A 23,897-nucleotide genomic window follows, 5' to 3' on the forward strand; every position below is an offset into this window, starting at 1 on the left:
GCATGCGCTTTTCCTGTAGTTGGTTGTCAGAACACAAAAAAACAGACCGCTTCATCGGGTCTGTTTTTTTGTTTAGTTCCAAGCTGACAGATTATAAGAGTGATCTAAGTTCACGTCGGTATTTGTTCAAATGCGCGAACGACGGAATGACTCGCTTGGCAGAACGGAAGCCGCCTATTCTGATATTGCGGACCACATGATAGGGAGAGATCAATAGTGCGTGAAGCAGATGCAAATCATGGGTGCTCAATGGACGATATCGTTGATAGTAATCTATCGCGCGCAGCATCTTTGTCCCATTCCAAAGACAATTCCGATGAAGAAGATGGGAGAGATCTTTCATCCTTACATGTAGGGAGCAATTTTCAAAGTCGATCATATGGATTTTGAGCTGTTTGTCTTTAATCAGATTGGGATAATTATAGTCGCCGTGTATAAATGCGGCGGCTTTTTGCTCCTGAGCAATGGCTTCTCTAACTTTGGGCTGCTGTAGGCGATGGGACACTTCCTCACAAAGAGCTACGAGATGTGCTGTGCCTCTGTATGGGATGAGGCGTTTTTTGTATCCAGCTATTTCATCGCTCAAGCCTTCATAACGGATTCTGGATGGCGGAGCTTCAGTGACAGGAAAGCCCACGGCACTGGAATGGAATTTGGCTAAAGTAGCAATTCCCTTTTTGAAGTCTATTCTTTTTGTGAATTCTGGTCTGAGTCCATGAACCCAATTGGTTAATGTATACGAAACACCTTCATAGGTCATGTAAGCCGCTTGTTGTACTGTTGGATAGACCTTTTGGCTGCGTGTAAACCCGCGCTCATCCAAGTAGGACAAGACACGTGTAATAAAACGGATCTCTTCTTCCGGGAATTTGTAGGGTTTTAAGCAATAAGTCGTATTAGCGGTCTCAATCTTGTGAATGTCCTTCATTTGACGGCTACGCTGAATTTTGATTCCGTACATCTGCTCAACGTTCGATAAAATCGACATTTTGCTCCTCACTTTCTTTTATACATGAGCCCAATCCTGCAAAATATGGATGATTTGTAATCGAAGAGGCCACGACTGATCCCAATTGTCCAGGATTTCGCGATCTCTTGAACGATTCGGGTGTCGGGAAGCATGCCAGGCTTCTCGTGGTAGTTTATATAAAGCTGTAACAATCTTCCGTTCAGTACGGCTTAGCGGTTTGCGTTTTTGGTATCCCTTCAGCAAGGATTGCACAAATTCAGGGTTGAATTGAGTCGTATTCATAAGGGCCTTTGCCAAATCAGCATAGGCTGAGCCGATCTTAACCCGATCCCAATCAATGATTTTGAGATGACCGTCATCCGAAATAATGACATTCGGGGTAGTGATATCACTGTGTATCAAGGAGGGATGCCGATGTTCCATCCGAAGCAGCCTTATAATGGATGCATCCTGCAAATCCTTCCATGCTCGCCTGGATAAACGTTTGCAGTCTTCGCCGTGAGCATTGTACCAATTACGGTACGTTTTATCATGTCGACTGGTTTTTGTCATTTTTCTTTGAAAAAGACGATCCTGGTTTTTCCATATCCGCAATTGTTGAATGGTCGGAGGGGACTTTCCTTTATCCATATGATGCAAGCCGGTGGAGGTGGCGTGAAGTGTGGCAAGTGCCCGCCCCAGTTTTTCGAAATCTTCAGCGGTCTCCAGTCCCCGTCCTTTGATCCACTGACTTACATAAAATGGCGTTCCCTGATATAGAGTCCATAACTTGCCGGAATGAGTGGGGAGCCATGCGGGCATGTAGGTATACTTTCTCTTTTTCAAAAGCCTGATATGGCTCGCAGCTCGTTCCATCTGTTGAATCGTATTTGAACGGACCATCTTTGTACGACTAAAGGGTTTTAATGCATAAGTTCCCTTTTTCGTTTTCACCTGGATCACTGCATTTTTTCGGTATAATGATGAGACTAAGCTTGATTTTAACGGGATCAGGCCGAAACGACGGGTGATTTTGCGAATCTGTGCTTTAGTATAGGATTTCGCCATAAGAACCTCACTTGACTTTGGATTGAAGAAAAAAGGTAATCCTCTGTTAGTTATCAGTCTATTCATGAAGAAATAATAGGTGCAGTTTTATGGAGCCATCTTCGTTCTTTTCCTGTGTCACATTGGTCAAAAAAACGGAGCAGCGAAAGTTCGCTGCTCCGTTTTAATTAGCTCTGTACTTAGTTACCCTAATTATGACCTGGGTAATTAATATTCGTTGTCATCATCGTCGTCGTCTGTATCCACGATTGCGCCAGATGATGCATGGATATCAAGCTCAACGGTTCCTTCGTTGGTGAGTACCTTTACCTCGTAGATGAATTGTCCATCTTCCTTATCCAATTTAGAAGACAAAAGGGTACTCCCGGGCACGTGCTTAAGCGCGATTTGTCCAGCCTGCTTTTCTGTCAGGGTGATGTGATTTGGTTTGTTAAGGGAGGACTCGTTATTAGAGTCATGATCAAGCTCAGAATGGGAACGGATGGTTTTCCCGGTATGAGCATCAATATCTATATCCCAATCTTTATCCCCTTGCTGGAGATCCACCTCATAGTAGACTTTTCCGTTCTTGCGCTCCAGTTCGACATCTTCAACTTGTGCATTATTCCCCACAGCCTTCTTGGCAATGTTGGCAGCGGCGGTCGCTCCAATAAGGCCCGTAGGTTTAGCGGCCCATACGGCATTCGCTGAGACACCCGTAACCGTAACTCCAAGCAGAACCGTAGCTGCCATAATTCCAAATGTATAGTTTTTTTTCATTACATTGTTCCTCCTTGTGCTATAAGCATGAATACAGCTTATCTCTTAAACATGAGAGGAACATAATAGAATCATGAGAAAACCATGAGAAAACATGAGCTGAGATGATGATCATGAAGTCGTCATGATTCGTCGTGCTCCTGTTTTGCTTTTTCCCACGTTATAGAGTCGATAGAGCCCGATACTGCATTGACCTGTACCACTGCTTCACGCCCATTTTTCACCTCAACCTCAACCAGATAATAGAGGCCTTTGTCGTTGCGGTGAAGCTCAATATCATCGGATGTTCCGTTAACTGCTTTGGCAGCAAGCTTGGCTGCTTCTTTCTCTGTAATAACGAGAGAAACCGGGTCAGGTTTATTAGCTGGATTCGATGTGTCTCTGGTTGGTGAGTTACCGGGATTGTGGTCTTGGGGCTCCTGCTTCACATCTGTATAAGCTTGTGTCCGCTTAATGGAGTCGATGACACCGTCATAGGCATTGGCTTTTATATCGTACTTCCCTTTGGCGCGTTCCAGCCTGATCAGATAAAAATCACCCAAGCGTTGGGATTCGAGCACCTCGCCGGGATACTGATGCAAAACGGATTGGATGACGGCCTTTTCTTCCAATGGAGAAGATGCTAACGACCGTGCCCAAGGCCACTGTAAAAGACAAATTGTAATCAATACAGCCGCCAGCGTACCCCCAATCATCCACACATAGATGGCTTTCATCGTTATTCCCTCCTTTGGCTTATTATTTTGGAACGGTAGGGAGGATGATCGTTGCCGTTGTTCCGCTCCCCTCTACACTTTCTAGCCCAATTTGAGCATGTATAGCTTGTGCAATTCCTGTAGCCAATGATAAGCCTAGTCCAGTTCCACCTTCCTCGCGGCTTCTGGCTTCATCCACACGATAGAAGCGGTCGAATACTTTAGATAACTTTTCTTCCGGGATTCCAATTCCTTGGTCTGTGATTCTTATGCAGGGTTGAGCTGTATCGCCTATCGTATCAATCATCAGGTGTATCGGCTCGTCACTGTATTTGCGTGCATTATCCAAAAAGATAAATAGGAGCTGCTTCAGCTTATTTTCATCGGTATAGCCAATGCAGTCTGCCTGTACATCCAGTTGAATTTGTCGGGCGAACGCATTTTCAAATGTAGCCTTTAATTCTGTCGCTATTCTGGTCAGGCGTACAGGCTCCAGCACGACATTCCACTGTTCTTCGTTTCTGGCCAACAAAAGAAGCTGCTCTGCCATGTCCTTCATTCGGATCGCCTCGGAATGGATCGCTTCAACGGATTCGGCAAAAATCTTGGGATGCTGCAACCCCCGCCGTTTGAGCAGGCTGGCATAACTTTCAATAATGGTGAGCGGCGTCTTCAATTCATGGGACGCATTAGATACAAATTGTTCTTGCCTGACGAAATTCCGCTCCAGCAGTTCAATCATGTCATTAAATGTTTCACCCATTTCGACCAGTTCGTCGCGTGATGATGAATGGAGTGGAAGACGTTTAAATTTCCCGCTGCGCTGAATTTCTTTCATCGTGCTAATCATAGATGTAATTGGACGTGTGATCAGTCTGCCGAGCAGTCTTCCCGATACCACGACAGGAATGAGCGCAATTCCAGTGACAGCAACAAGTACGATTCTGAGTACCTGTAGCGTCTGCATCGTCGGTTGCAGACTTTCGGTCACCTGGAGATTGACAACCTCGCCATTGGTCCAAATCATGGGGAGCGATACAAGAATGTAACGGTTGCTTTCATAGGTAATGATGCGAACCTGCCGTGTTTCATCAAAAACGCCCTTCATCAAGCTAAGAGATTGCTCGGAAGAAGAGGTGATAGGGGGAAGAAAGTCGCCTTCTGGTTTCATTAGCCGAAGCATGCCATCCAGCGGTACATAGGCTCGGAGAAGATCCTCAGCGGCTACGGATACCGGAGCACGTTGAATCCCACGAATCATGTTTTCTGCTGCGGCCTCTACCTGGTCTTTTCGACTGTCTATCGAAAGTTGGCTGAATAGGAAATAGACTGAGAAGTTAATGGCCACAAGTAAAATCCCGAATAATAACGAGGTATACGTATGGATTTTGTTTTGTAGCTTCATAAGGATTCCTTCAGAACATAACCAATTCCACGTACAGTATGGATCAGCTCAGGGAGCTGGCGCGTAGGGTCGATTTTATTGCGCACGTAGCGAATATACACATCGACCACATTGGTATCGCCCATATAATCTATGCCCCATACATTCTCCAGTAATTGTTCACGGCTAAGTACCTGCCGCTGGTGTCTGAGTAAATGAACGAGCAAGTCAAACTCTCGCGGTGTAAGCTCAATGTTGTGCTCTCCCCGAAGAACTTCGCGAGTACCTTCATGGAGACGTAAATCCCCGGCACTAAGCCATTTATCTACCACTTGTGGAGCCGTGTCTTTCGTTGCACCCACTCTGAGTGCGGCCCGTACACGTGCAAGCAGCTCTTCGATCACAAACGGTTTGGTAACATAATCATTGGCTCCCAAATCGAGTCCCTCGACCTTATCTGCAATGGAACTTTTAGCCGTCAGCAAAATGACAGGAACGTTCGCATCATGCTTACGAATCCTCCGAAGTAGCTCGATGCCATTGAGACCGGGAATCATAATATCCAACAACACTAGGTCCCAATTGCCTTTGCAATACGTCTCCAGCCCATCAATTCCGTTTTTTTCTTTACATACTTGATAGCCTTCAAATTGAAGTTCAATCTCTAGAAGCCGGGCAATCTTTTCTTCGTCTTCTACGATCAAAATAGATTGTTTCATGATCATGCCCTCCTGTAGGCGAATAGCCGATACGGAAGTATTTTAGCATATACGGACAGGTAAGACACTTCAAAGCGCAGGGCAGTGAGGGAAGAGATATTTATACTGCGTTATATTTCTTGACATTAAAAGAGGGATAAAATGTAATAATAGCGCTATGATTTTGTTTTTTTATCCTTTATGCACAACAAATAAGCCTTTGTTTTGGTCAGAACGAACATTGTTTATGTTAGGAAAGTTGCAGTAACATAAGTTAAAACTATTCACCAGAACCGAAATAAGGGCAGACCGCGGGCTTGCCCTTTGTCGCCAGGAGCGTAAAATAAAATGAAGCGAAAGCAGGGGTTCAAAATGTATAAGCTTGGGATGATTACGATTGGGCAAGCCCCTCGGTCAGATGTGGCCCCTATCGTAGAAAGGGCATTGGAAGGACGGGCAGAGCTGGTACAGGCCGGTGCGCTGGATGGGCTCTCATTGGACTATATACAACAGCATCTATCACCGTCACCGGGAGAATATGTATTAACCTCGCGCTTGACGACCGGGGAGTCGGTGGTCATTTCACGCGAAAAAATCCAGCCGCTGCTCCAGGAAAAAATCACACATTTGGAGGAGCAAGGCATACGTACGATTTTGCTACTCTGTACCGGTGTGTTTCCTGGATTACATACCCAAAGCGCTTTTCTAATTGAGCCAGATCAAGTGCTTCCTCCTGTACTAAAGGCCATGTCCAGCGGAAGAAGACTGGGTCTCATTGGACCGCTCGAAGAACAGAAGAATAACCTCAAGCTTAAATTCAGTCCTTATGGATTGAATCCAGAGTTTGCGGCGGCCTCGCCTTACAGTGGCAGTGAGGAAGAATTTTGCCGAGCAGCCGGACAGTTCAAGAATCAAGCCGATCTGATCGTGCTGGATTGCATGGGCTATACGGAAACGCATCGAGAGCTAGCGGCGCATTACTCAGGGATTCCCGTTGTATTGTCCAATGCCTTGATTGGCAAACTGGTATCGGAAATGGTGTAAGGAGCTAAAAATTGGAGGTAAGAACTATGAGTCAACAACGTATTGAAATCAGTAAAAATGTATTGCAAAAATGTTTGGGACTTACCGCTGGGGAGACGCTTCTGGTCGTAACCGACGATGATAAAAAAGAATTGGGCGAGTCCATATATGAGGCTGGCAAGGCACTGGGAGCAGAAGCAGCTATTTTGACGATGAAGGTTCGCTCCAAATCGGGCGAGGAGCCTCCAGTCCCTGTTGCCGAAGCCATGCTTCGCTCCAACGTTGTTGTATGTGTCACCCGGTATTCGCTGACACATACAAGTGCCCGTAAGCAGGCCGCAGCTGCTGGAGCACGCCTGGCGACCATGCCTGGTATGACAGACGATATGTTCATGAATGGAGCAATCGCTGCTGATTATCCGAAGGTCAAGGCGCTGACCGAAGAGGTAACCGCATTGCTGACTGCTGCCAAGCAGGTACGGATTGAAAAGGATGGATATAGCCTGAACTTTACCATAGAAGGGCGCAACGGCGTTCCCAGCACAGGTATGTATTTGAATCCTGGCGAATCGGGCAATCTGCCTTCCGGTGAAGCGTATATTGCTCCACTGGAAGGAACGGCACAGGGTCAGATTGTGGTGGACGGTTCTGTAGCAGGAATCGGTGCCTTACAAGAGCCGCTGCTGCTGACGGTGCAAAATGGCAGATTAATCGCCGCAGAAGGGGAAGCCGGACAGTCCCTGTTGGATATGCTCGGCGAAGGCGATGGTAGAATGCTGGCCGAATTTGGTATTGGAACGAATGATAAAGCCCGCATTACAGGTGTTGTGTTAGAAGACGAGAAAGTGTATGGCACGATTCATGTCGCTTTTGGCAGCAATAATACCTTCGGGGGAACTGTCGCTGCGGGTGTACATATTGACGGAGTCGTACAAAAACCGGATGTATATCTGGATGATCGTCTGATGATGAAGGCTGGTCAGTTGCTAGAGAGATAAAAGGGAGGAAGTTATCATGCTTGGAATGATCAGAGTGCTTACCATGCAGGACAAAGCAGCTATCGACCTTCACGGCCGGGTCATTGAGCAGCGCTACGGGCTGCCTGTCACCAGTGTATGTATCCCTGATCAGCCGAAAGGAATCTACGATGATATCACAGACCGGGAAGCGGTGCCTAAAATTGTGCTTGCGGCGCAACAACTCGTTGAACAAGGCTGTACGTCTATCGGTATTAGCTGCGCGGCTGATCCGGCGCTAGAGGAAACTCGTCAAGCTGTATCTGTACCTGTATACGGGGCGGGGTCTTGTGCGGCACTCTTGGCTCTGACATCGGCCAGCCGTGTAGGCGTGTTGACCATTTTGGAGGAGGCTCCGCCGCTGATTCGCCACATTTTGGGCAATTCCTATATCGGTACAGAGCGTCCCATAGGTGTGCAGACGACACTGGACTTGAACACTCCACAAGGTAAAGAGGCGGCTATGGCAGCAGCGTTGCGGCTTCAGGAGAAGGGAGCTGAGGTAATCGTACTTGCCTGCACAGGTTTTGTAACGATGAACTTTGCGCCAGAGCTGGAGCGTACACTGGGTATTCGGGCTATTGATCCGATTGTGGCGTTGGGTGCAGCCGTTTCGTTACGCTAGCAGTTGCTTCGTGACGGGGCACAGGCAGGATAATCTTAAACTTCATCATAAATAGTTCAATATTGGAATAAACCGCCTTCTTTAGAAAGGCGGTTTATTTAGGTTCCATTGAGCTCCTAAAGATAGGAATGGGCTGGTGTGGATAGACTTGACCAAGCGGTAAAAGGTTTTGTTTTGTACACTTTTTTGGTACACTATCCTGAAAATTAGATGAAGTAAGGATTTTGCAAAATAAATAGCAGGGTGGTCTGTCTTTATGAAAATACCGGGTGTAACAGTTCAAGAGCTCATGGCAATACCCGTGTTGAAGGAGGCGAAGGTATTAAGCGGAGAACAGGGGCTAAGCCGGGTTGTCCGGTTTATTGACATTATGGAAGTCCCTGACCTGAAAGGCTGGGTCCGGGAAGGTGTATTGTTGATGACAACGGCTTATTCGATCCGTCATGAGCCTGAGGTATTGTGCCAAATTATTCAATTACTGCATCAGGGCGGAGCGGCGGCGCTTGTGATCAAGCCTACCCGCTTTCTCACGGGAATTCCCCACAGTGCGCTGGAAGAAAGCAATGCCTGCGGCCTTCCTGTGATTGAGATTCCAGCCGATATTCCCTATACGGATATTACGCAGCGTGTCATGGATATGGTGTTGAACCGACAGGCAGAGCTGCTGCGACGTTCGGAAGAAATCTATCGAACGTTAACGACGATGGTGCTGGAGAACAGTGGCATACAGGCTGTAAGCGATAATATAGCAGAGCTTTTTAAAGCTCCGGTTGCTTTGATTGATAATGGAGGTCAAGCCATTGTCACTTCACCACAAGAATGGGATTGGACGATGGTACAAGATGCTCGTCATTTTCCCATTAGCGTAGATAAACGTACAGTTGCCAAGTTGGTCATTGCCCGCAATGAGCTGGATGATATGGAGCAGGTTGGTATTGAGCAGGCACGGCTGGTGATGGCGTTGGAACTCATGCGTGAAAAGGCAGTAGAAGATACGGAAAGCCGACTACGGGGGAACTTTATAGATGAGCTAATGACACCTCCGTTGCCGTTGCGGCATGAGGTTGAGCGGAGAGGCCGTCAATTGGGATTCAATCCGGAATATGACTGGGAGGTGGCTGTACTGGAAAGTGCTGCGGCTCCGCCAGAAGAGATTCTTTCTGGGCTACTGAGTATGGAATCGACCCGACGGCGTGTGGTGTCTCATATTGAGTTTCGTTCAAATCGGGCGATATTATTTCTGCCGACTCTTCAGCCGAATGATTACCAGAACGTACCTGGCTCTGATCAGGAAATGTCCTGGAGTGATACGCTGAAAAACTGGTCGACTGAGAAGGCCTGGGGGACCGCCGATTATTATGTAGGCATCGGAAGTGCCAAAAAGTTATGGGAGCTGCTGCAAAGCTACAATGAAGCACGTCGTGCCATTACTGTAGCCCAGCGGCTGTATCCTGATCAACGTGTATGTAAATACAGCGATATAGAGATGCATTATATGCTTGGAGAAGCGATGGACAAAGAGGAATTTTCAAATGTATTTGAACGCAAGCTGGGGAGACTTCAGCAATATGATCGCTCACATGGCAGTGACTTACTCAAAACGTTATTTTATTATTTGGAAAACAGAGGTAGTCTGGTAGATACAGCCAATTATCTTTTTATACATCGCAACTCAGTAAAATACAGATTGGAACGAATACGTGATATGACGGATTTTGATCTTAACGATCCACGTGAGCAGTTTATATGCCATACATGTCTGATTCATTATTATTTGCGAGAACATAGGTAGCTGGAGTGTTTTTTTATGCAGGGAGGGCAGGACATGGATAAAAAAGTACTGATAGCGGACGATGAGGCGAGCATTCGAAATGCGCTGGCTTATGCATTAAAGCGAGAGGGTTTTTTGGTGGAAACCGCCGTTGACGGGGAGGACGCCTTGGAAAAAGTGCGTTTGTTCCATCCAGATGTGCTCATACTGGATGTGATGATGCCCAAACTGGGTGGATATGAGGTGTGCCGCCGTCTGGAAAATCGGAAGGGCATCGGTATTTTACTGCTGACGGCCAAAAACGATATCGTTGATAAGGTACTCGGGCTGGAGCTGGGTGCGGACGATTTTATGAGCAAACCGTTTGACCTGAGGGAGCTGCTCGCTCGTATTAAAGCATTGGTACGGAGACTGGAGCGAGAAGGAGCGCCTGCCCCGGAAGGAACAGAAGTGGTCCTCGGCCCATTACGGGTACGTCCGTCCAGCCGAACAGCTGAACTTGGAGCCATAGCGCTGGATCTGACCCCCAAGGAGTTTGATGTGCTGGCGCTGTTGGTGTCTCATGCCGGGAGGGTATATACACGGGACGAGCTGCTGGAGCAGGTATGGAGCTTCGATTATGTGGGCGGAACGCGTACGGTGGATATTCATATCCAGCGTTTGCGCAAGAAGCTTGAGCCACACCAGGCGATATTGCAGACCGTGTATGGTATCGGCTATAAGGCAGAGAAAATAACGTGAACGAACATCATTCACTCCATCAGCAAGGAAGCTTGCGGTCCACCGACCAACAGAAGCGCAAACGCAAACCTACAGGCTTGAGCCTGCGTTGGAAATTTCCGCTGGTACTGGCGGCTTTGCTGCTGTTTACTGTCGGTGTGCTGAGCTGGCTCGTGCTTACTGGTATTCGCGCTAACCAGACAGATCAAATGGAACGCAGCTTAAAGCGTCAGGCCGAAATTGTAGAAATGCGTGTAAAACAGTCTTACCTGTTGGGAGTGCGCCAATCACCGGAAGACTTTATGAAGAAGCAGGCACCTGGGCTCGCAGTGGAACTGGGCGTATCCAGTAATATGCGTGTTATTTTATATGATGGTCAGGGGCATGAGGTTGGCAATTCTCTACCGCTGGCTTTTAGAACAGATGTCAGCCAGGCGCTCTCCTATGCGATCCAAGGCAAAATTGCGTATATTACGGAAGGAAGCGCAATCACTTATTTGGCTCCGCTTCAAGGTCCAGACGGCTTACTGGGAGTGGTACAGCTTCACAGCTCAACAGAAGCACAGCAGCAGTTCTACGGGGCCATTGCCCACTTGTTTTTATGGACGGGGGGTGCGGTGCTGGTATTGAGCTTTATTTTGGGTTTAGGCTATGTCAGCCGCCAGACGAGGGACATCGGACGACTGACTCGTGCTTCCGAACAGATATCGGCAGGGCATTATCCGGAAGCCAGACTGCTGCGGCGGCAGGATGAGCTGGGAAGACTGGATGAAGGAATGCTCCAGATGAGTCATGTGATCCGGGAGAGCATTACCGCGCTGGAAAACGAAAAGCTCCGGCTGGAAGAAGCGGTTCAGCGTTTGAGAGAGCTGGAGCAGCAGCAAAAATCTTTTATTGGAAATATAAGCCATGAACTAAAGACCCCATTAACCTCTATTCAAGCTTATGCTGATTTACTGGATATGTATGGGGATGATCCTGAACTGGTGCGTGAAGCGAGAGAAAGCATCAGTAAGGAAACAAAACGGTTGTACGAGCTTGTCGAGGACTCGCTGCGGCTATCTGTGCTGGATAAATATGATTTTGAATTGCATACGGAGGCTGTGGAACTGCATTCGTTACTGGAAGATGCAGGGAGTCGTATTCGAGGAAGAGCGGCAGCGCGTAGACTGAATTTTTCGATAGATACTGTTCCTGCCCAGGTGTGGGGAGACCCTAAGCATCTGATGCATATTGTATTGAATTTGCTAGATAATGCAGTGAAGTACAATCGGGACGGTGGATGGATTACGTTATCGAATCGGGTAGAACAGGACACTGTGATGGTGTATATACGTAATTCCGGTCCATGGATTCCCAGGGAGCAATGGAACATGATTTTTGAGCCGTTCGCTACCTTAAGTCGTGATCGATCTCGTCAGGACAGCGGTACGGGACTCGGTCTTCCTCTGGCGCGCAGACTGGCGGAGCGCATGGGGGGAGAGTTGCAGCTTACAGCTTCAGATCATAGTGGGTTGGAAAATGACAACGGCCATACGAATGAAAGTGGTAATGAATTTTCGCTTAGACTCCCCCTCTTGGTTCACGATAGCTTCCTGTAAACGGCCGATTGTTAGCACAGGACTAGATAGAATGATGTCTTGTTTACAACTTGGAAACAATTCGATGTATTCATGAGATGTTCTGGCATTAAACTGGGGGTATCGTTAACAAGGAGGCCGTTGTACATGATAAAGAAAAACATAGACAGCTATAGGCATAAAAACGGCTTCTCTCATCGCGAAGGTTCCCGTACCAGAGTTTTCAGTCAGAAAGCCACGGGGGTGCTCATGACCGGCTTAATCGCCGGGGGATTGTTCAGCGGTTGCGGCATGAAGAGCGCAGAAGAGACAAATCCAGCATTCGGTATGAAACCGGGCCAACAGCTTACTGTGATTGACACAGATACAGCCCAGAAGCAAGTAACGGACGAGCTGGTGGTATCGTCTATCGACAGGCTGGGGGATGTCTACGCGAGGTCTTGGCTGAGCGACGAAGAGCTGATTGTCGAGCGTAAAACCCAGCTGTGGATTCATAATGTAGAGACAAACAAGGAGCGGATTTTAACACCAGGTCGTAAGGCTCCACAGTTACTTGCTGTGGTATCACCGGATCAGCGCCATGTCTTTTTTACTGAAGGTAGCACCAGCAGCAAATATGATATCCAGGGCTACATTTTGGAACTAAGCAGTGGTAAGATTACATCGATTGGCAAGCTGGATATGACTAACGAAGTGAGCTGGAGCGATGAGAATGACCTCATTACAGGCACACCGGATGGTAAAATCCAGCTGATTGGTCTGGACGGCAAGGCTGAAGAATTGAGTTTTCAAGATCCGAATCGCTCTGAATTGATGTCTCATGTCGAAAAAGTGGGTAACGCCATATTTTATACAGGCAGTGATAAACAAGGGTATCCGGTGCTGAATCGGTTCACCCTCAATCATCCTCAGGCTGTGACCATTGCAGAGGGTGCCATGTCCTTTGCCGTGTCGCCTGACGGTAAGTCTATTGCCATTGAAAAGCGGAAATGGAATACATCCGAACCAGCCCGTATGATCATTTTGGATGAACAGGGCAAAGAGAAAGGAATCGTCGGTCAAGGTACTTTAATGAGTCGTGGAAGCTGGTCCAGTGACGGGTCCAAGCTTGCTTTTTCCATTTATGATGAGGATCAGCAAGGCATGAGAGGGCTGTATGTGTTTGACCAGTCCACGGGTAAAACCACTCCGGTTACGACCGATATCCAATCCTATGACAGCCCAACGATATGGAGCCCATCCGCCCGGTTTTTATCCATGTACCAGAACATTTCGGAAGGTGGAAAACAGCTCAATCAAAGCTACATCGTCGAATTTAAGAGGAAGTAGTTTCTGGAAAAATATGTCCATCCAGTCCGTAAGAAATGGTGATTGCTTAGAGCTGTTATTAAGTAAGTAGTAAAAAGGTGCATATCCGTTTTTTCGGAATGCACCTTTTTAAATTAGGATGGCTATTGATTTTATATATCTATACAAACTTGCGATGATGTTTTTTACCGTCATATGAGAATAAGGCGAGCTTACCCTCAATCAATGTTTCCAAATGAACGGTGCGCCCCCACAGCTGATACACATACGGAAGTGTGCGCTCCATATATTTTAAATCCAGCTCAATGCCTTCGTACTGGTGCTTGAGCTTCAACTCGCCCGTATGCAGGTAATCTCCATCCTCGACGACGATATAAGGGGAGCCTCCATTCACACGTGAAAACACGAGCTGATCCCGTATGTTTTCCCAGGATTTATCGGTAATTTTCCAATCGGGTCCCCGTTTCTCAAACACGTACAGATCCAAATCCTCTGTCAGTTTTTTGGTCATGTAATTGCGTATAAAAGAGGTGTCCGAGTCGAATTCTCGTACCTCGAACATTTTAGCTCGACCCTCGCCTGGTTTGCGTCCTTGTCGCTCTTGTTCCTCACGGGTTGGGTTATCCCATCGTTTTTCAATATCCTCAAATATTTTCAGCCCCAAATAGTACGGGTTCAGGCTTTGCTTGGAAGGCTGTACGACAGAAGCGTTCAGCATCGCAAATTCAACGGTTTCCTCCCCGGTCAAATCCAGTTCCCTTACAATTCGCTGGTGCCAATAGGAGGCCCAGCCTTCATTCATGATTTTGGTCTCCATTTGGGGCCAGAAATACAGCATTTCGTCCCGTAGCATCGTCATAATATCCCGTTGCCAGTCCTCCAGCACCTCCGAGAATTCCTGAATAAACCAGACGATATCTTTTTCAGGTTCCGGTGGAAACTTGCGTACCTTGATGCCCTCGGTCTCGGCGGGATCATGCTGCTTCACTGTGTCCAGTGACCACAGATCATCGTAAGGCCCAGGGGGACGCTGGCGTTTTCCAGGTTCTTTCTGCTCCCGAATTTTGAGCTCCATGTAGCGTTGCTTATCCAGATGCCTTGGTTTGATGATCTGTGGATCCACATGCTCTTGTATCGCCAGTACAGAGTCAATGAAGGATTCCACAGCCTTTGAACCGTATTCCATTTCATAGCTGTTGATTCGATCTGCTGTGGCCGACATACTCTCCACCATATTGCGATTAGAAGCTGAAAAGCGGGCGTTGTGTTTGAAAAAATCACAGTGTGCCAGTACATGGGCGACAATCAGTTTATTCTGCACCAAAGAATTTCCTTCCAGCAGGAAGGCATAGCAGGGATTGGAGTTAATGACCAGCTCATAGATTTTGCTCAATCCAAAATCGTACTGCATTTTCATCTTGTGAAACGTTTTTCCAAAACTCCAGTGGCTGAATCGCGTGGGCATACCATAGGCTCCGAACGTGTATACAATATCCGCCGGACAAATCTCATACCGCATCGGGTAGTAGTCGAGCCCGAATCCATCTGCAATCTCCATAATTTCTGATATCGCATATTCTAGCTCCTTCTGGTCGGTGCTCATCCCACCGTTCCCCCTTCCCGTTTGCGAAAAAAGGTACGTAAGGCTTGGTATACCTCACCTTTTTCCTTGATGACATAGTACATAAACTGATCCTTTTTAATATTCTTGTAGGCTGACATCAGCGTGCTGCTACGATTATATTGATTCACTTCTCCATAGCCGAACATATTGCTTCGCTTTATAAGTTCCTCGATTAGCTTCACACACCGCTCATTGTCCGAGGTCAGGTTATCGCCATCCGAGAAATGGAAGGGATATATATTGTAGCTGGAAGGAGGATATCGTTTGTCGATAATCTCTAGTGCTTTCAGATAAGCCGAAGAGCAGATCGTGCCGCCACTTTCTCCGCGGGTAAAAAATTCTTCCTCCGTAACCTCTTTAGCCTCGGTATGATGCGCGAGAAAGACAATTTCCACCTTTTCATACTGACGGCGCAAAAAGCGGGTCATCCAGAAAAAGAAGCTACGAGCGCAATATTTTTCAAATGAGCCCATCGAGCCTGATGTGTCCATCATGGCTATAATCACCGCGTTGGATTGGGGAATAGTCTTCTCTTCCCATGTTTTGTAGCGAAGATCGTCCGGACTAATATGATGAATGCCCGGTTTCCCCTCACGGGCGTTGCGGCGCAGATTTTCGAGAATGGTTCGTTTCTTGTCAATGTTCGCTTGCATGCCTTTTTTACGTATATCATTGAACAGGATAGATTCAACCTCAATTTGATCCTTATCTTTTTGCTGTAAATTCGGTAATTCCATTTCCTCGAACAGCATATCTTCCAGTTCTTCTATGCTGACTTCCGTTTCCATAATATCGTGTCCCGGCTGGTCGCCGGCTTTCTCACCTTTACCAGGCTTCTGGGAGGCAGGATCACGTCCGATGACATCCCCCACCTGACTATCTCCATCCCCTTGGCCTACATGCTTTTGCTTTTGATAGTTATAAATGAAGCGATATTCATCCAGACTGCGAATCGGCACTTTAATAATCTGTTGACCGTCCGACATAATAATATTTTCTTCCGTTATCAGATCGGGTAGATTTTGCTTAATGACATCTTTGACCTTCTGCTGATGACGTTGCTGGTCCTGGTACCCTTTGCGATGCAGCGACCAATCTTCGCGGGATACGACGAATGAATATGGCTGGCGTGGTTCCGGCATTATTAGGCACCCCCCAAGTGGATACACGGCACAGTTTGGCCTTGTTGGTTATTAAGTATATTCACGGGGATGAACGATATGTGATGGAACTCGATTTAAATTCTGCCCGTTTGCTTTTATAATGAAAGTAAAAAATGTAAAAAAAGAATGGAGAACCTTGGGTTATGGAAGAAATTGCAGTACTTATAGTAGACGATGAGCAGGGACTGCGGGATATGCTGACAACGGTGTTAAAAAAAGAAGGGTTCCTTCAAGTCAAGCATGCTGCAACAGGTCGGGAAGCGCTGCAAGTCGTGATGGAATCGCATGTGGATGTGATTGTACTTGATGTTATGCTGCCTGATAACGATGGGTTTGAGGTATGTCGCCAAATGCGCCTATATACGGATGCCCCTATTCTTTTTTTGACGGCAAGGGATACAGACCTAGACAAATTAATGGGGTTTGGTATCGGAGGGGATGACTATATTACCAAACCGTTTAACCCACTGGAAGTCGTTGCCCGTATGAAGGCTCGAATGAAATATCGGAAAGTTTCGACAGTGGCCATGAAACCGACCTTACGAACTTTAGATTTTGGATATTTCCGACTGGAACTGGAATCCGGTGTGTTGTTTGTGAAGGACAAGCAGGTCGAGTGTCCGGCACGTGAATGGCTACTGCTGGTATTTTTGTGCAAGCATCCTAATCGTATTTTCAGTGTACGGCAGCTTTACGAGGCGATATGGAGCGAGGCCTACTTGGGTGATGAGAAGACTGTAGTGATTCATATCTCCCGTTTGCGGAAAAAAATTGAACCTGATCCCAAGCACCCCCAATTTTTAATCAATGTAAGAGGACTTGGTTATAAAATGATGATGTCAGTCAAGATGGAGGAGCAAGAATGAACTCTCTGGTTAAGATGTCCTTTCGTTTTATGAAAGTAACGTTATGCTTTGTACTGGCCTATGTCCTATGTTTTGTTATTTGCACGATCTTATATATTTTTATAAAAAGTATATTTGGAGCATCTCAAAATATAAATATTGATCTATTCTGGACAGGACTTGGTATCGTGCAGAGTGTTGTGTTCATAGCTGCCTACGGATGGTATATAGGCAAACCTTTGGTGTATGTAATTAAATGGATTGGAAATATTGCGACGGGGGAATTCCAAGCGCCGCTAAGTGAACTGGAACTGCCGGAGGGCAAAAAGAATCAGAAAAATAGTTATAAACCTCCGTATCAATTGTATAAAGAAGTTTTTGAACAAATGAGCATCTTATCGGCTCAATTGCGCAGCAATGAGGAAGAGAGAGTGGAAATAGAGAAACGAAAACAGCAGTGGGTAGCAGGTGTAAGCCATGATCTCAAAACACCATTATCTTATATTGAGGGATATGCGGCCATGCTGACTGCTCAAGAGTATGACTGGTCTGATGAAGAAAGAAGAAGCTTTAGTATGAGTATCAGTGAGAAAGTGACTGAAATGAAGCAGTTGATTCAGGATTTGAATGCTTCTATGCAGCTTAAAGAAAGTCCATTGCCAATCCAATTGGAGAAGGAGGACATTGTAGAGTTTCTCCGTAGTGCGGTCATAGATATTGCTAACCATCCTTCAGCCGAGCCATACGAATTTTCTTTTACGTCCATGGAGGCTGCTTGTATTATGTCCTTCGATAGCAAGTTATTAGGCAGAGCGCTGCAGAATTTTTTGATTAACGCAATCATTCATAATCCTCCAGGTACACACGTTTCCATGGAAGTAAACAAAGCGAACGATAAGCTTCATATTTCTATCGAAGATGACGGAATAGGAATGAATCCCAATAAGTTCATGCAGGTATCTCACTCCCAAGGGCATGGAATACCTATTGCCAAAAGCTTTATTGAAGCGCATAACGGAACACTTCATATCCTTCCAGGCAGTAAAGCGGGTACAAGGATGGAGATTTCACTGCCGCTAAACATCTAACTTTTTAACATCTAACCTCACATTTTGGAGTTTGCTCGATTTTTTTGCCTGTTGTTTAGAGACTGTTTACCTGATGTTTACTTTACTTCAGTAAACTGTATGTAACTTAAGATTCAGTATTAGAAGTCGAGAGGAGATCAGGAAATGTCTGAATATGTAATACATACACAGCAGCTAACTAGGCGTTTTGGAAAACGGGAATTTGTAAAACGAATAAATCTCCAGGTACCCGGACAGCAGATTTATGGATTTTTAGGACCTAATGGGGCGGGTAAAACAACCACGATTCGTATGCTGCTTGGGCTGATTAAGTCCACATCTGGAGAAATTGAGATTTTCGGGAAAAAGCTAAAGGATCAGCGTATGGAAATATTGAAGGATGTTGGCTCCTTGGTTGAATCACCTGCCTATTATGCCCATTTATCTGCATATCGAAATTTGGAAATCGTCACAACCATGCGTGGACTTCCGACCCGAAGAATTCATGAAGTGCTGGATTTAGTGAGATTAAGCAAGGATGCGTATCGTCCGGTAAAGGGATATTCCTTGGGGATGCGACAAAGACTGGGGATTGCTATGGCGCTTATTGCGAACCCCAAATTATTGATACTTGATGAACCGACGAATGGTTTGGACCCGTCTGGTATTCAGGAAATTCGGGAGTTAATTATGAGCCTTCCTGGCGCTTACGGAATGACGGTACTGGTTTCGAGTCATTTATTAAGCGAAATTGAGCAGATTGCAACCTATGTAGGAATTATTAATCAGGGTGAAATGATTTTCCAGGGAACGATGAAGGAACTCACCGCCAAAAGCAAGCCTCAATTATTCATTGAAACCCCAGATCCTGTTCTGGCTGCCGGTGCACTGATTCAGTATGGTTGGACGGCCGGAGCTGAATCGATTGAACAAAATGAGGTCGTGACTCCTATTGTAGATCGGCAACAATCTTCGGAGATGATCAAGGTGCTTGTGGAACACAATCATCCCATTTATCGGGTCACAGAGAAGAAAAAAACCTTGGAGGAGATATTCCTGGAACTGACAGGTAAGGAGCGAAGCTTATGATACTCCGGGTTATAAAGGCAGAGGGTCTTAAGCTGAAGAAAATATGCTGGTGGATTCCTCTTATACAGGGGTGTGTACTTACAGGCATGACTGCCGTGGAATGGTATCTTTACTTTCGGCAAGGACCAGGAGGTGTCTATGCTGGTTTTGCCGTTATGTTTATGTTCCTTTCGTTTGTGATGCTGCTTGGCGGTACACTTTTGGCGAGCATTATGGCCGGTACAGAGCATGATACTCAAACATGGAAGCAGCTTATGGCCATGCCTGTTCCCAGAAGCTATATCTATTTATCCAAAATCGTATGGATCGTGATTCTGCAGTTGGGTACTGCCTTGATCACTGTAGCAGGTATGAGCCTCATCTGGGTGTTATATACAAGCGAACCCATTCCTTGGCGGATCATGCTGTTACAGCCGATTAATGCAAGCTTGGCTACCCTACCAGTACTTGCAATTCAACTTTGGCTGTCTACGCTTTTCACTAATCAGGCATTCCCATTAGCGTTTGGTATATTCGGTTCTATTGCAAGCTTGTTTTTGGCACGCACAAGTATTCTGTGGATTAAAATATTGCCTTGGTCGTACCCTGCACTATCAAGTCCTCTGATGAAGGAACACATGATTTGGGTAATCGTTGCTTTAAGTGCGGGAGTCATCTTTACGGGATTTGGTACATTACAGTTTACCAAGCATGAATTCAAATAGAGAGGAGAAGATACATGGGCTCTATTTTACGCGTAGAGACGATAAAGCTTCAATGGATCATGGTATGGATTCTCATTATATTAGATGCGGTCATAAATTCTTTAATGGGAGTCCTGGAGCTGAACGATTTGAAGCAGTTTTTTTCGCCCAGCTGGTTAACTTTATATACGTATTCAGCGCAATTTCACTCTATGTTTTTTTATCCGCTCTATTGTGGAATTATCGCTTCTCTTTTGTGTGCGTATGAGCATCGGGATGGGGGATGGAAGATTTTATTAAGCAGCCCGTATCCTCGTCAGCAAATTTATTATGCAAAATATATATTGCTCATTCTCATACTGGGTCTTGATCAGCTTATATTTATAGTAGGCTATTTTGTAAGTGGAAATATAGCAGGTGCTCCAGGAGAAATCCCTTGGTCTGTCGTTCTTTCTACCGGCTTGGGAGGGTGGCTCGGGATTTTTCCCCTGGCAGCATTACAGCTTATCCTCTCGATAAAAATTCGGAATTTTGGAGCTTCTTTGGGAATGTCTATTTGTTGTGTGGTTCCTAATATTGTCATAACAGGCTTTCATTCTTCCATAGGTGCGTGGTTTCCTTTTACGATCCCTTATTATATTATGATGCCGCAAACAGCGAGTTATGCACCCAGAGTTGAGCCTTACAGTCTCGGATTGATTGTCATTTTTACGTTTTTAGCCTATCTGTATGGTGGGAGAAAGATGTTTGTGAATAGGGACTGGTTGTAGTTAGGATAGCATGAGGATGTAATCCCAACCGATCTCTTTGTTCTCAGAAACACTTAATAAAGCAGCTGCAATCCCAGCAACGCCTTCAAGCATGCCTGCTTTTGTCAGCCAAGTCAAAGAGCCATCTGACCTTGGCTCGGGGTCTAGATATCCAAGTGGGCTATCCATTTGAAAGCGATCAAGCAGACAATTCGTTAACTGTTGAATAAGCGGGAGAAATGCAGGCTCTTTACTGTGACGCCACATTCGCCAAGAGATGGTAAGTAATCCGGCAAGACCGTGACAGAGTGCAGAAGAGTCCATTTCCCGCTTAGCTATCTCATAGGAGATTGCACCGACACAAGCTTTCACAGCTAATTTTTGCAGTTCCACATTATGGAGAGCCTTTCCGGCAAGAAATAGGGAACAGGTGATGCCGGGTGTACCGTAGCACCATGCTTCTCTTGCTCGTTCCAAATCAAACCGTAGAGAGCCTGTTTCAGCTTCAAATGGAACAATATGAGGCCAGTAGCTACCATATTCATCCTCATATTTATACTTAAGCAACCATTCCGTAATGGTTTCAATCGCTTGATATTGGCCTTTTACTTCAATTCCAGAACTATAAGCTACAGATAATAAAGCCAACGGTCCAGGAATGCCATGTGCCATTCCACAATTGAAATTGCCCAGAGGATAGTTACGTTTATCCCGATCTAAAAATTGAAACTTTTGTGGGGAGTACCACCCTGGGACATAATGATTGTGAATATGTATGGGATGTGTAAGATCAGTAAGAAATTGAAGAATTGGCTCAACAAGAGGAGTACAAATAGGATCGGTTGAGTTCATCAAAATATATCTTCCAATCCCGGAAGCTCCCGAAATGGTGTCAAAGGATTGCATGGGCATACCTTCGTGAAGGCTTAATTGTTCTGTGTTCGACTGAAGCCATTGCTCTGTTAGAGGCATCATCCATTGATGTATTTGCTGTAAAAAATTGCTGTAGTATTCTCCATAATTAGAAGCCTCTCTTACGGACGCAGCGATGCCTGCCCAGCCACTGTAAAGAGAGAGGTCGTCAAGACCAATTATAGCAAGTGAGGATTGGATCTGAGCCATATTTAAATGTGTGGCTCTATTCCAATCATACGAAAGGTCTGTAGCACGCCATTGCGATAGTAAATGAATGTTACCAGGATAACCATGCGAAAGTGAGGTTTCTCCCCATGGGTGGTACTTTGTTTCTGGCGAAACATTGTGTTCCGAATGGACTGCTGAATAGACGGATTCGGGCTCGCACAGACGTAAAGCAATTTTTTTACTAATATCTCTTGCACGAACTTGGTCGGATTGTTGTATAACAAAACTATCAATTTTCATATGAAAGCCTCCATTATTTTTTCCCTCATTATATTGTCACTAAAATCTAGTGTGCTGTCCTTAAAAATACTAAAAAGTAATAAAGGTTTATCTTAAATGTACTCGTTGAAATTAAGATAAATGTAAGAAATATATAAAGTCTAGTTAAGATTATATAACTTACAATAAAATTGTAAAAAATAAAAGGAGGTAACAAGATGAAAAATCAATTTGATCTGGACTTGCAAGTAGCCAAAAATGAGGTTGCTCCAAAAGGGGTTCAACCAGCCAGTGGTCTTATCTGTACTCCTTCATGTGCAACAGGTACTTTGAATTGTCAAGTTAGTCTTACCTTCTGCAAAACGTGTTAATAACGAAAATACATGGAAAAAAGGCACGGTTTCTATAACCGTGTCTTTTCCAGTTATGAAAATGAGGGAAGGATCTATGGCTGAAGATTTGAAGGGGAGATCAGTTGAAATCAGTAAGTATATAGCACAAAAGCTAATAGACCTATCATATACAGAAAAGATAGTTAATCATACAAACAACCTTTCACCTTCACGTGGAAAGTCCCCTTGGAATCCTAGCTCGCTTGCCGATGGAATTCCGGGTGTGTTAGTGCTGTTGTCTGAATGGGGTTACCTGGAGCCTGATCAAAATTGGGCAGAGCATGTGCATAGTCAGTTACGGTACTTAGATGCTAACTCTCTATTATTATTGCCTCGTATTTCTCTTTATTATGGAACAACCGGAGTAGCTTATGGCATATTGTTAGCTTCCAATAACAGAGCTAATTATAACAAACTAATCTCTCAGCTTAATAAGTATATTGAAGTAAAGTGGGGAGATTTACCTGTAATTGGTACAACTACAGAGTTCAGTACCCAAATGGATATCATCAATGGACTGCTTGGAGTGGGCAGATACACACTGGAGGTTACTGAAGACAACACGATGTGTGATCTGTCCCGTCAATTATTAGATACCATTACGCACTTTATACCTGAATATATACATTTGTCGTCAAGGGAAGATTCGGCTTCAATCCATCTAGGTTTGGCGCACGGTATCACCGGAATACTTGCACTGCTTGTCACTGCCCTACAAAAAAAGATCAAAGTTGAAGGATTACAAGAGGCTATAAAACATATAGCCGATTTTTTGCTTATTCAAATTCAGGAGGATCAATATGGCTGGTATTGGCCTGTAAACTCTCAAGCGCCTTCAATGAACAAGAGAGTGAAAAAAGTAGGGATGAGAGAAATTGAAGGCTGGTGTCATGGAACCTTTGGAATAGCTTTGACATTACTCAGAGCAGGAATTGAGTGCAGTAATGAAGAATGGAAAAAGATAGCGGAAAAAGCTATGGAATCCATATTTTGCTTAGATGATGAGCTACTAAATGCGCTATCCCCTACTTTCTGTCACGGGTTGGCTGGTTTGCTTCATATAGCTCATAGATTCTATAACTTAACCGATAATCTAGCAGCGTTACGCTTTGCCGATCAGATAGCTTTAAAGTTAGTAAATTTATACGATGAAGAGCTCCCATTTGGATACCAGGATTTGGAGGGGACAACTCATGTTCATAATGTAGGAATACTGCAAGGAGCAACAGGGATTGCGTTAAGTTTGCTGGACTATGGAATTGGGAAAGAACATCTTAAATATTCAGGGAGATGGAGTGAATTGTTTCTAATTTCTTAAGGGTGCTAC

General features: G+C 45.4%; 23 protein-coding genes. 14 read left to right on the forward strand and 9 right to left on the reverse strand.

The window, feature by feature from the left end; all coding sequences use genetic code 11:
• Window positions 1–91 precede the first annotated feature (91 nt).
• The 6 genes from ACUYLD_RS02600 to ACUYLD_RS02625 all read right to left on the reverse strand — a co-directional run bounded on the left by ACUYLD_RS02600 (window position 92) and on the right by ACUYLD_RS02625 (window position 5,574).
• Complete coding sequence (locus tag ACUYLD_RS02600) at window positions 92–988, reverse strand: aminoglycoside phosphotransferase family protein (protein ID WP_165176119.1); 897 nt, start codon at window positions 986–988, stop codon at window positions 92–94.
• Between the two features lie 18 nt (window positions 989–1,006).
• Window positions 1,007–2,017, reverse strand: coding sequence for a phosphotransferase (locus ACUYLD_RS02605; RefSeq protein ID WP_446674350.1), 1,011 nt, complete (start codon window positions 2,015–2,017; stop codon window positions 1,007–1,009).
• 207 nt (window positions 2,018–2,224) lie between these two features.
• Entirely contained in the window at window positions 2,225–2,776 is a 552-nt protein-coding gene (locus tag ACUYLD_RS02610) for a PepSY domain-containing protein (protein ID WP_446674351.1), read from the reverse strand.
• A gap of 122 nt (window positions 2,777–2,898) precedes the next feature.
• Window positions 2,899–3,492, reverse strand: a complete 594-nt coding sequence (locus ACUYLD_RS02615) for a PepSY domain-containing protein (RefSeq protein ID WP_446674352.1) — start codon at window positions 3,490–3,492, stop codon at window positions 2,899–2,901.
• 22 nt (window positions 3,493–3,514) lie between these two features.
• Entirely contained in the window at window positions 3,515–4,876 is a 1,362-nt protein-coding gene (locus tag ACUYLD_RS02620) for a sensor histidine kinase (RefSeq protein WP_061831415.1), read from the reverse strand.
• The gene (locus ACUYLD_RS02625; protein ID WP_069291542.1) at window positions 4,873–5,574 is read right to left on the reverse strand and encodes a response regulator transcription factor; all 702 of its coding nucleotides are present in this window, start codon (window positions 5,572–5,574) and stop codon (window positions 4,873–4,875) included. Before ACUYLD_RS02625 ends, ACUYLD_RS02620 begins: the two co-directional genes overlap by 4 nt.
• Before the next feature lie 327 nt (window positions 5,575–5,901).
• On the opposite strand from ACUYLD_RS02625, the gene ACUYLD_RS02630 reads away from it, so the two are divergent.
• The 7 genes from ACUYLD_RS02630 to ACUYLD_RS02660 all read left to right on the forward strand — a co-directional run bounded on the left by ACUYLD_RS02630 (window position 5,902) and on the right by ACUYLD_RS02660 (window position 13,617).
• Window positions 5,902–6,597, forward strand: a complete 696-nt coding sequence (locus tag ACUYLD_RS02630; protein WP_235307895.1) for an AroM family protein — start codon at window positions 5,902–5,904, stop codon at window positions 6,595–6,597.
• 26 nt (window positions 6,598–6,623) lie between these two features.
• Window positions 6,624–7,574 carry an aminopeptidase gene (locus tag ACUYLD_RS02635; protein ID WP_235307896.1) on the forward strand — a complete coding sequence of 317 codons (951 nt, stop codon included), beginning with the start codon at window positions 6,624–6,626 and terminating at the stop codon, window positions 7,572–7,574.
• 16 nt (window positions 7,575–7,590) lie between these two features.
• Window positions 7,591–8,217 carry an aspartate/glutamate racemase family protein gene (locus ACUYLD_RS02640; protein WP_069291545.1) on the forward strand — a complete coding sequence of 209 codons (627 nt, stop codon included), beginning with the start codon at window positions 7,591–7,593 and terminating at the stop codon, window positions 8,215–8,217.
• 256 nt (window positions 8,218–8,473) lie between these two features.
• Window positions 8,474–10,009, forward strand: a complete 1,536-nt coding sequence (locus ACUYLD_RS02645; RefSeq protein ID WP_250261939.1) for a PucR family transcriptional regulator — start codon at window positions 8,474–8,476, stop codon at window positions 10,007–10,009.
• 33 nt (window positions 10,010–10,042) lie between these two features.
• Window positions 10,043–10,729 (forward strand): response regulator transcription factor, encoded by a 687-nt coding sequence (locus tag ACUYLD_RS02650; protein WP_446674353.1) that lies wholly within the window; start codon window positions 10,043–10,045, stop codon window positions 10,727–10,729.
• On the forward strand, window positions 10,726–12,309 hold the full coding sequence (locus ACUYLD_RS02655) for a sensor histidine kinase (RefSeq protein WP_446674354.1): 1,584 nt from the start codon (window positions 10,726–10,728) through the stop codon (window positions 12,307–12,309). Before ACUYLD_RS02650 ends, ACUYLD_RS02655 begins: the two co-directional genes overlap by 4 nt.
• A gap of 126 nt (window positions 12,310–12,435) precedes the next feature.
• Window positions 12,436–13,617, forward strand: a complete 1,182-nt coding sequence (locus ACUYLD_RS02660) for a WD40 repeat domain-containing protein (protein ID WP_446674355.1) — start codon at window positions 12,436–12,438, stop codon at window positions 13,615–13,617.
• Between the two features lie 139 nt (window positions 13,618–13,756).
• Here the strand turns inward: ACUYLD_RS02660 and ACUYLD_RS02665 are convergent, their stop codons facing one another.
• Together ACUYLD_RS02665 and yhbH are read right to left on the reverse strand one after the other, a co-directional pair.
• The gene (locus ACUYLD_RS02665) at window positions 13,757–15,199 is read right to left on the reverse strand and encodes a SpoVR family protein (RefSeq protein ID WP_069080728.1); all 1,443 of its coding nucleotides are present in this window, start codon (window positions 15,197–15,199) and stop codon (window positions 13,757–13,759) included.
• On the reverse strand, window positions 15,196–16,362 hold the full coding sequence (gene yhbH, locus ACUYLD_RS02670) for a sporulation protein YhbH (protein ID WP_446674356.1): 1,167 nt from the start codon (window positions 16,360–16,362) through the stop codon (window positions 15,196–15,198). The genes ACUYLD_RS02665 and yhbH overlap by 4 nt, the downstream gene beginning before the upstream one ends.
• 164 nt (window positions 16,363–16,526) lie before the next feature.
• Between yhbH and ACUYLD_RS02675 the strand changes: the two genes are divergently transcribed.
• The 5 genes from ACUYLD_RS02675 to ACUYLD_RS02695 all read left to right on the forward strand — a co-directional run bounded on the left by ACUYLD_RS02675 (window position 16,527) and on the right by ACUYLD_RS02695 (window position 20,837).
• Window positions 16,527–17,249, forward strand: coding sequence for a response regulator transcription factor (locus ACUYLD_RS02675; RefSeq protein ID WP_446674357.1), 723 nt, complete (start codon window positions 16,527–16,529; stop codon window positions 17,247–17,249).
• Window positions 17,246–18,316: a sensor histidine kinase gene (locus ACUYLD_RS02680; protein ID WP_446674358.1), complete on the forward strand. Its 1,071-nt coding sequence runs from the start codon at window positions 17,246–17,248 to the stop codon at window positions 18,314–18,316. The genes ACUYLD_RS02675 and ACUYLD_RS02680 overlap by 4 nt, the downstream gene beginning before the upstream one ends.
• Before the next feature lie 144 nt (window positions 18,317–18,460).
• On the forward strand, window positions 18,461–19,384 hold the full coding sequence (locus ACUYLD_RS02685; RefSeq protein ID WP_165176096.1) for an ABC transporter ATP-binding protein: 924 nt from the start codon (window positions 18,461–18,463) through the stop codon (window positions 19,382–19,384).
• Window positions 19,381–20,088, forward strand: coding sequence for an ABC transporter permease (locus tag ACUYLD_RS02690; protein ID WP_446674359.1), 708 nt, complete (start codon window positions 19,381–19,383; stop codon window positions 20,086–20,088). Before ACUYLD_RS02685 ends, ACUYLD_RS02690 begins: the two co-directional genes overlap by 4 nt.
• Window positions 20,089–20,102: 14 nt before the next feature.
• A complete protein-coding gene (locus ACUYLD_RS02695; protein ID WP_254326404.1) occupies window positions 20,103–20,837 on the forward strand; it encodes an ABC transporter permease in 735 nt (244 codons plus the stop codon).
• On the opposite strand, the gene ACUYLD_RS02700 is transcribed toward ACUYLD_RS02695, so the two are convergent.
• Entirely contained in the window at window positions 20,838–22,199 is a 1,362-nt protein-coding gene (locus tag ACUYLD_RS02700; protein WP_446674360.1) for a lanthionine synthetase C family protein, read from the reverse strand.
• A gap of 197 nt (window positions 22,200–22,396) precedes the next feature.
• Here ACUYLD_RS02700 and ACUYLD_RS02705 point away from each other — a divergent pair, with 197 nt between their 5' ends.
• Both ACUYLD_RS02705 and ACUYLD_RS02710 read left to right on the forward strand, forming a co-directional pair.
• On the forward strand, window positions 22,397–22,549 hold the full coding sequence (locus ACUYLD_RS02705) for an FDLD family class I lanthipeptide (RefSeq protein WP_103048208.1): 153 nt from the start codon (window positions 22,397–22,399) through the stop codon (window positions 22,547–22,549).
• A gap of 76 nt (window positions 22,550–22,625) precedes the next feature.
• A complete protein-coding gene (locus tag ACUYLD_RS02710) occupies window positions 22,626–23,888 on the forward strand; it encodes a lanthionine synthetase C family protein (protein WP_446674361.1) in 1,263 nt (420 codons plus the stop codon).
• The last annotated feature ends 9 nt before the right edge of the window (window positions 23,889–23,897 follow it).

The sequence above is a fragment of the Paenibacillus sp. SER-28 genome, from assembly GCF_052906305.1.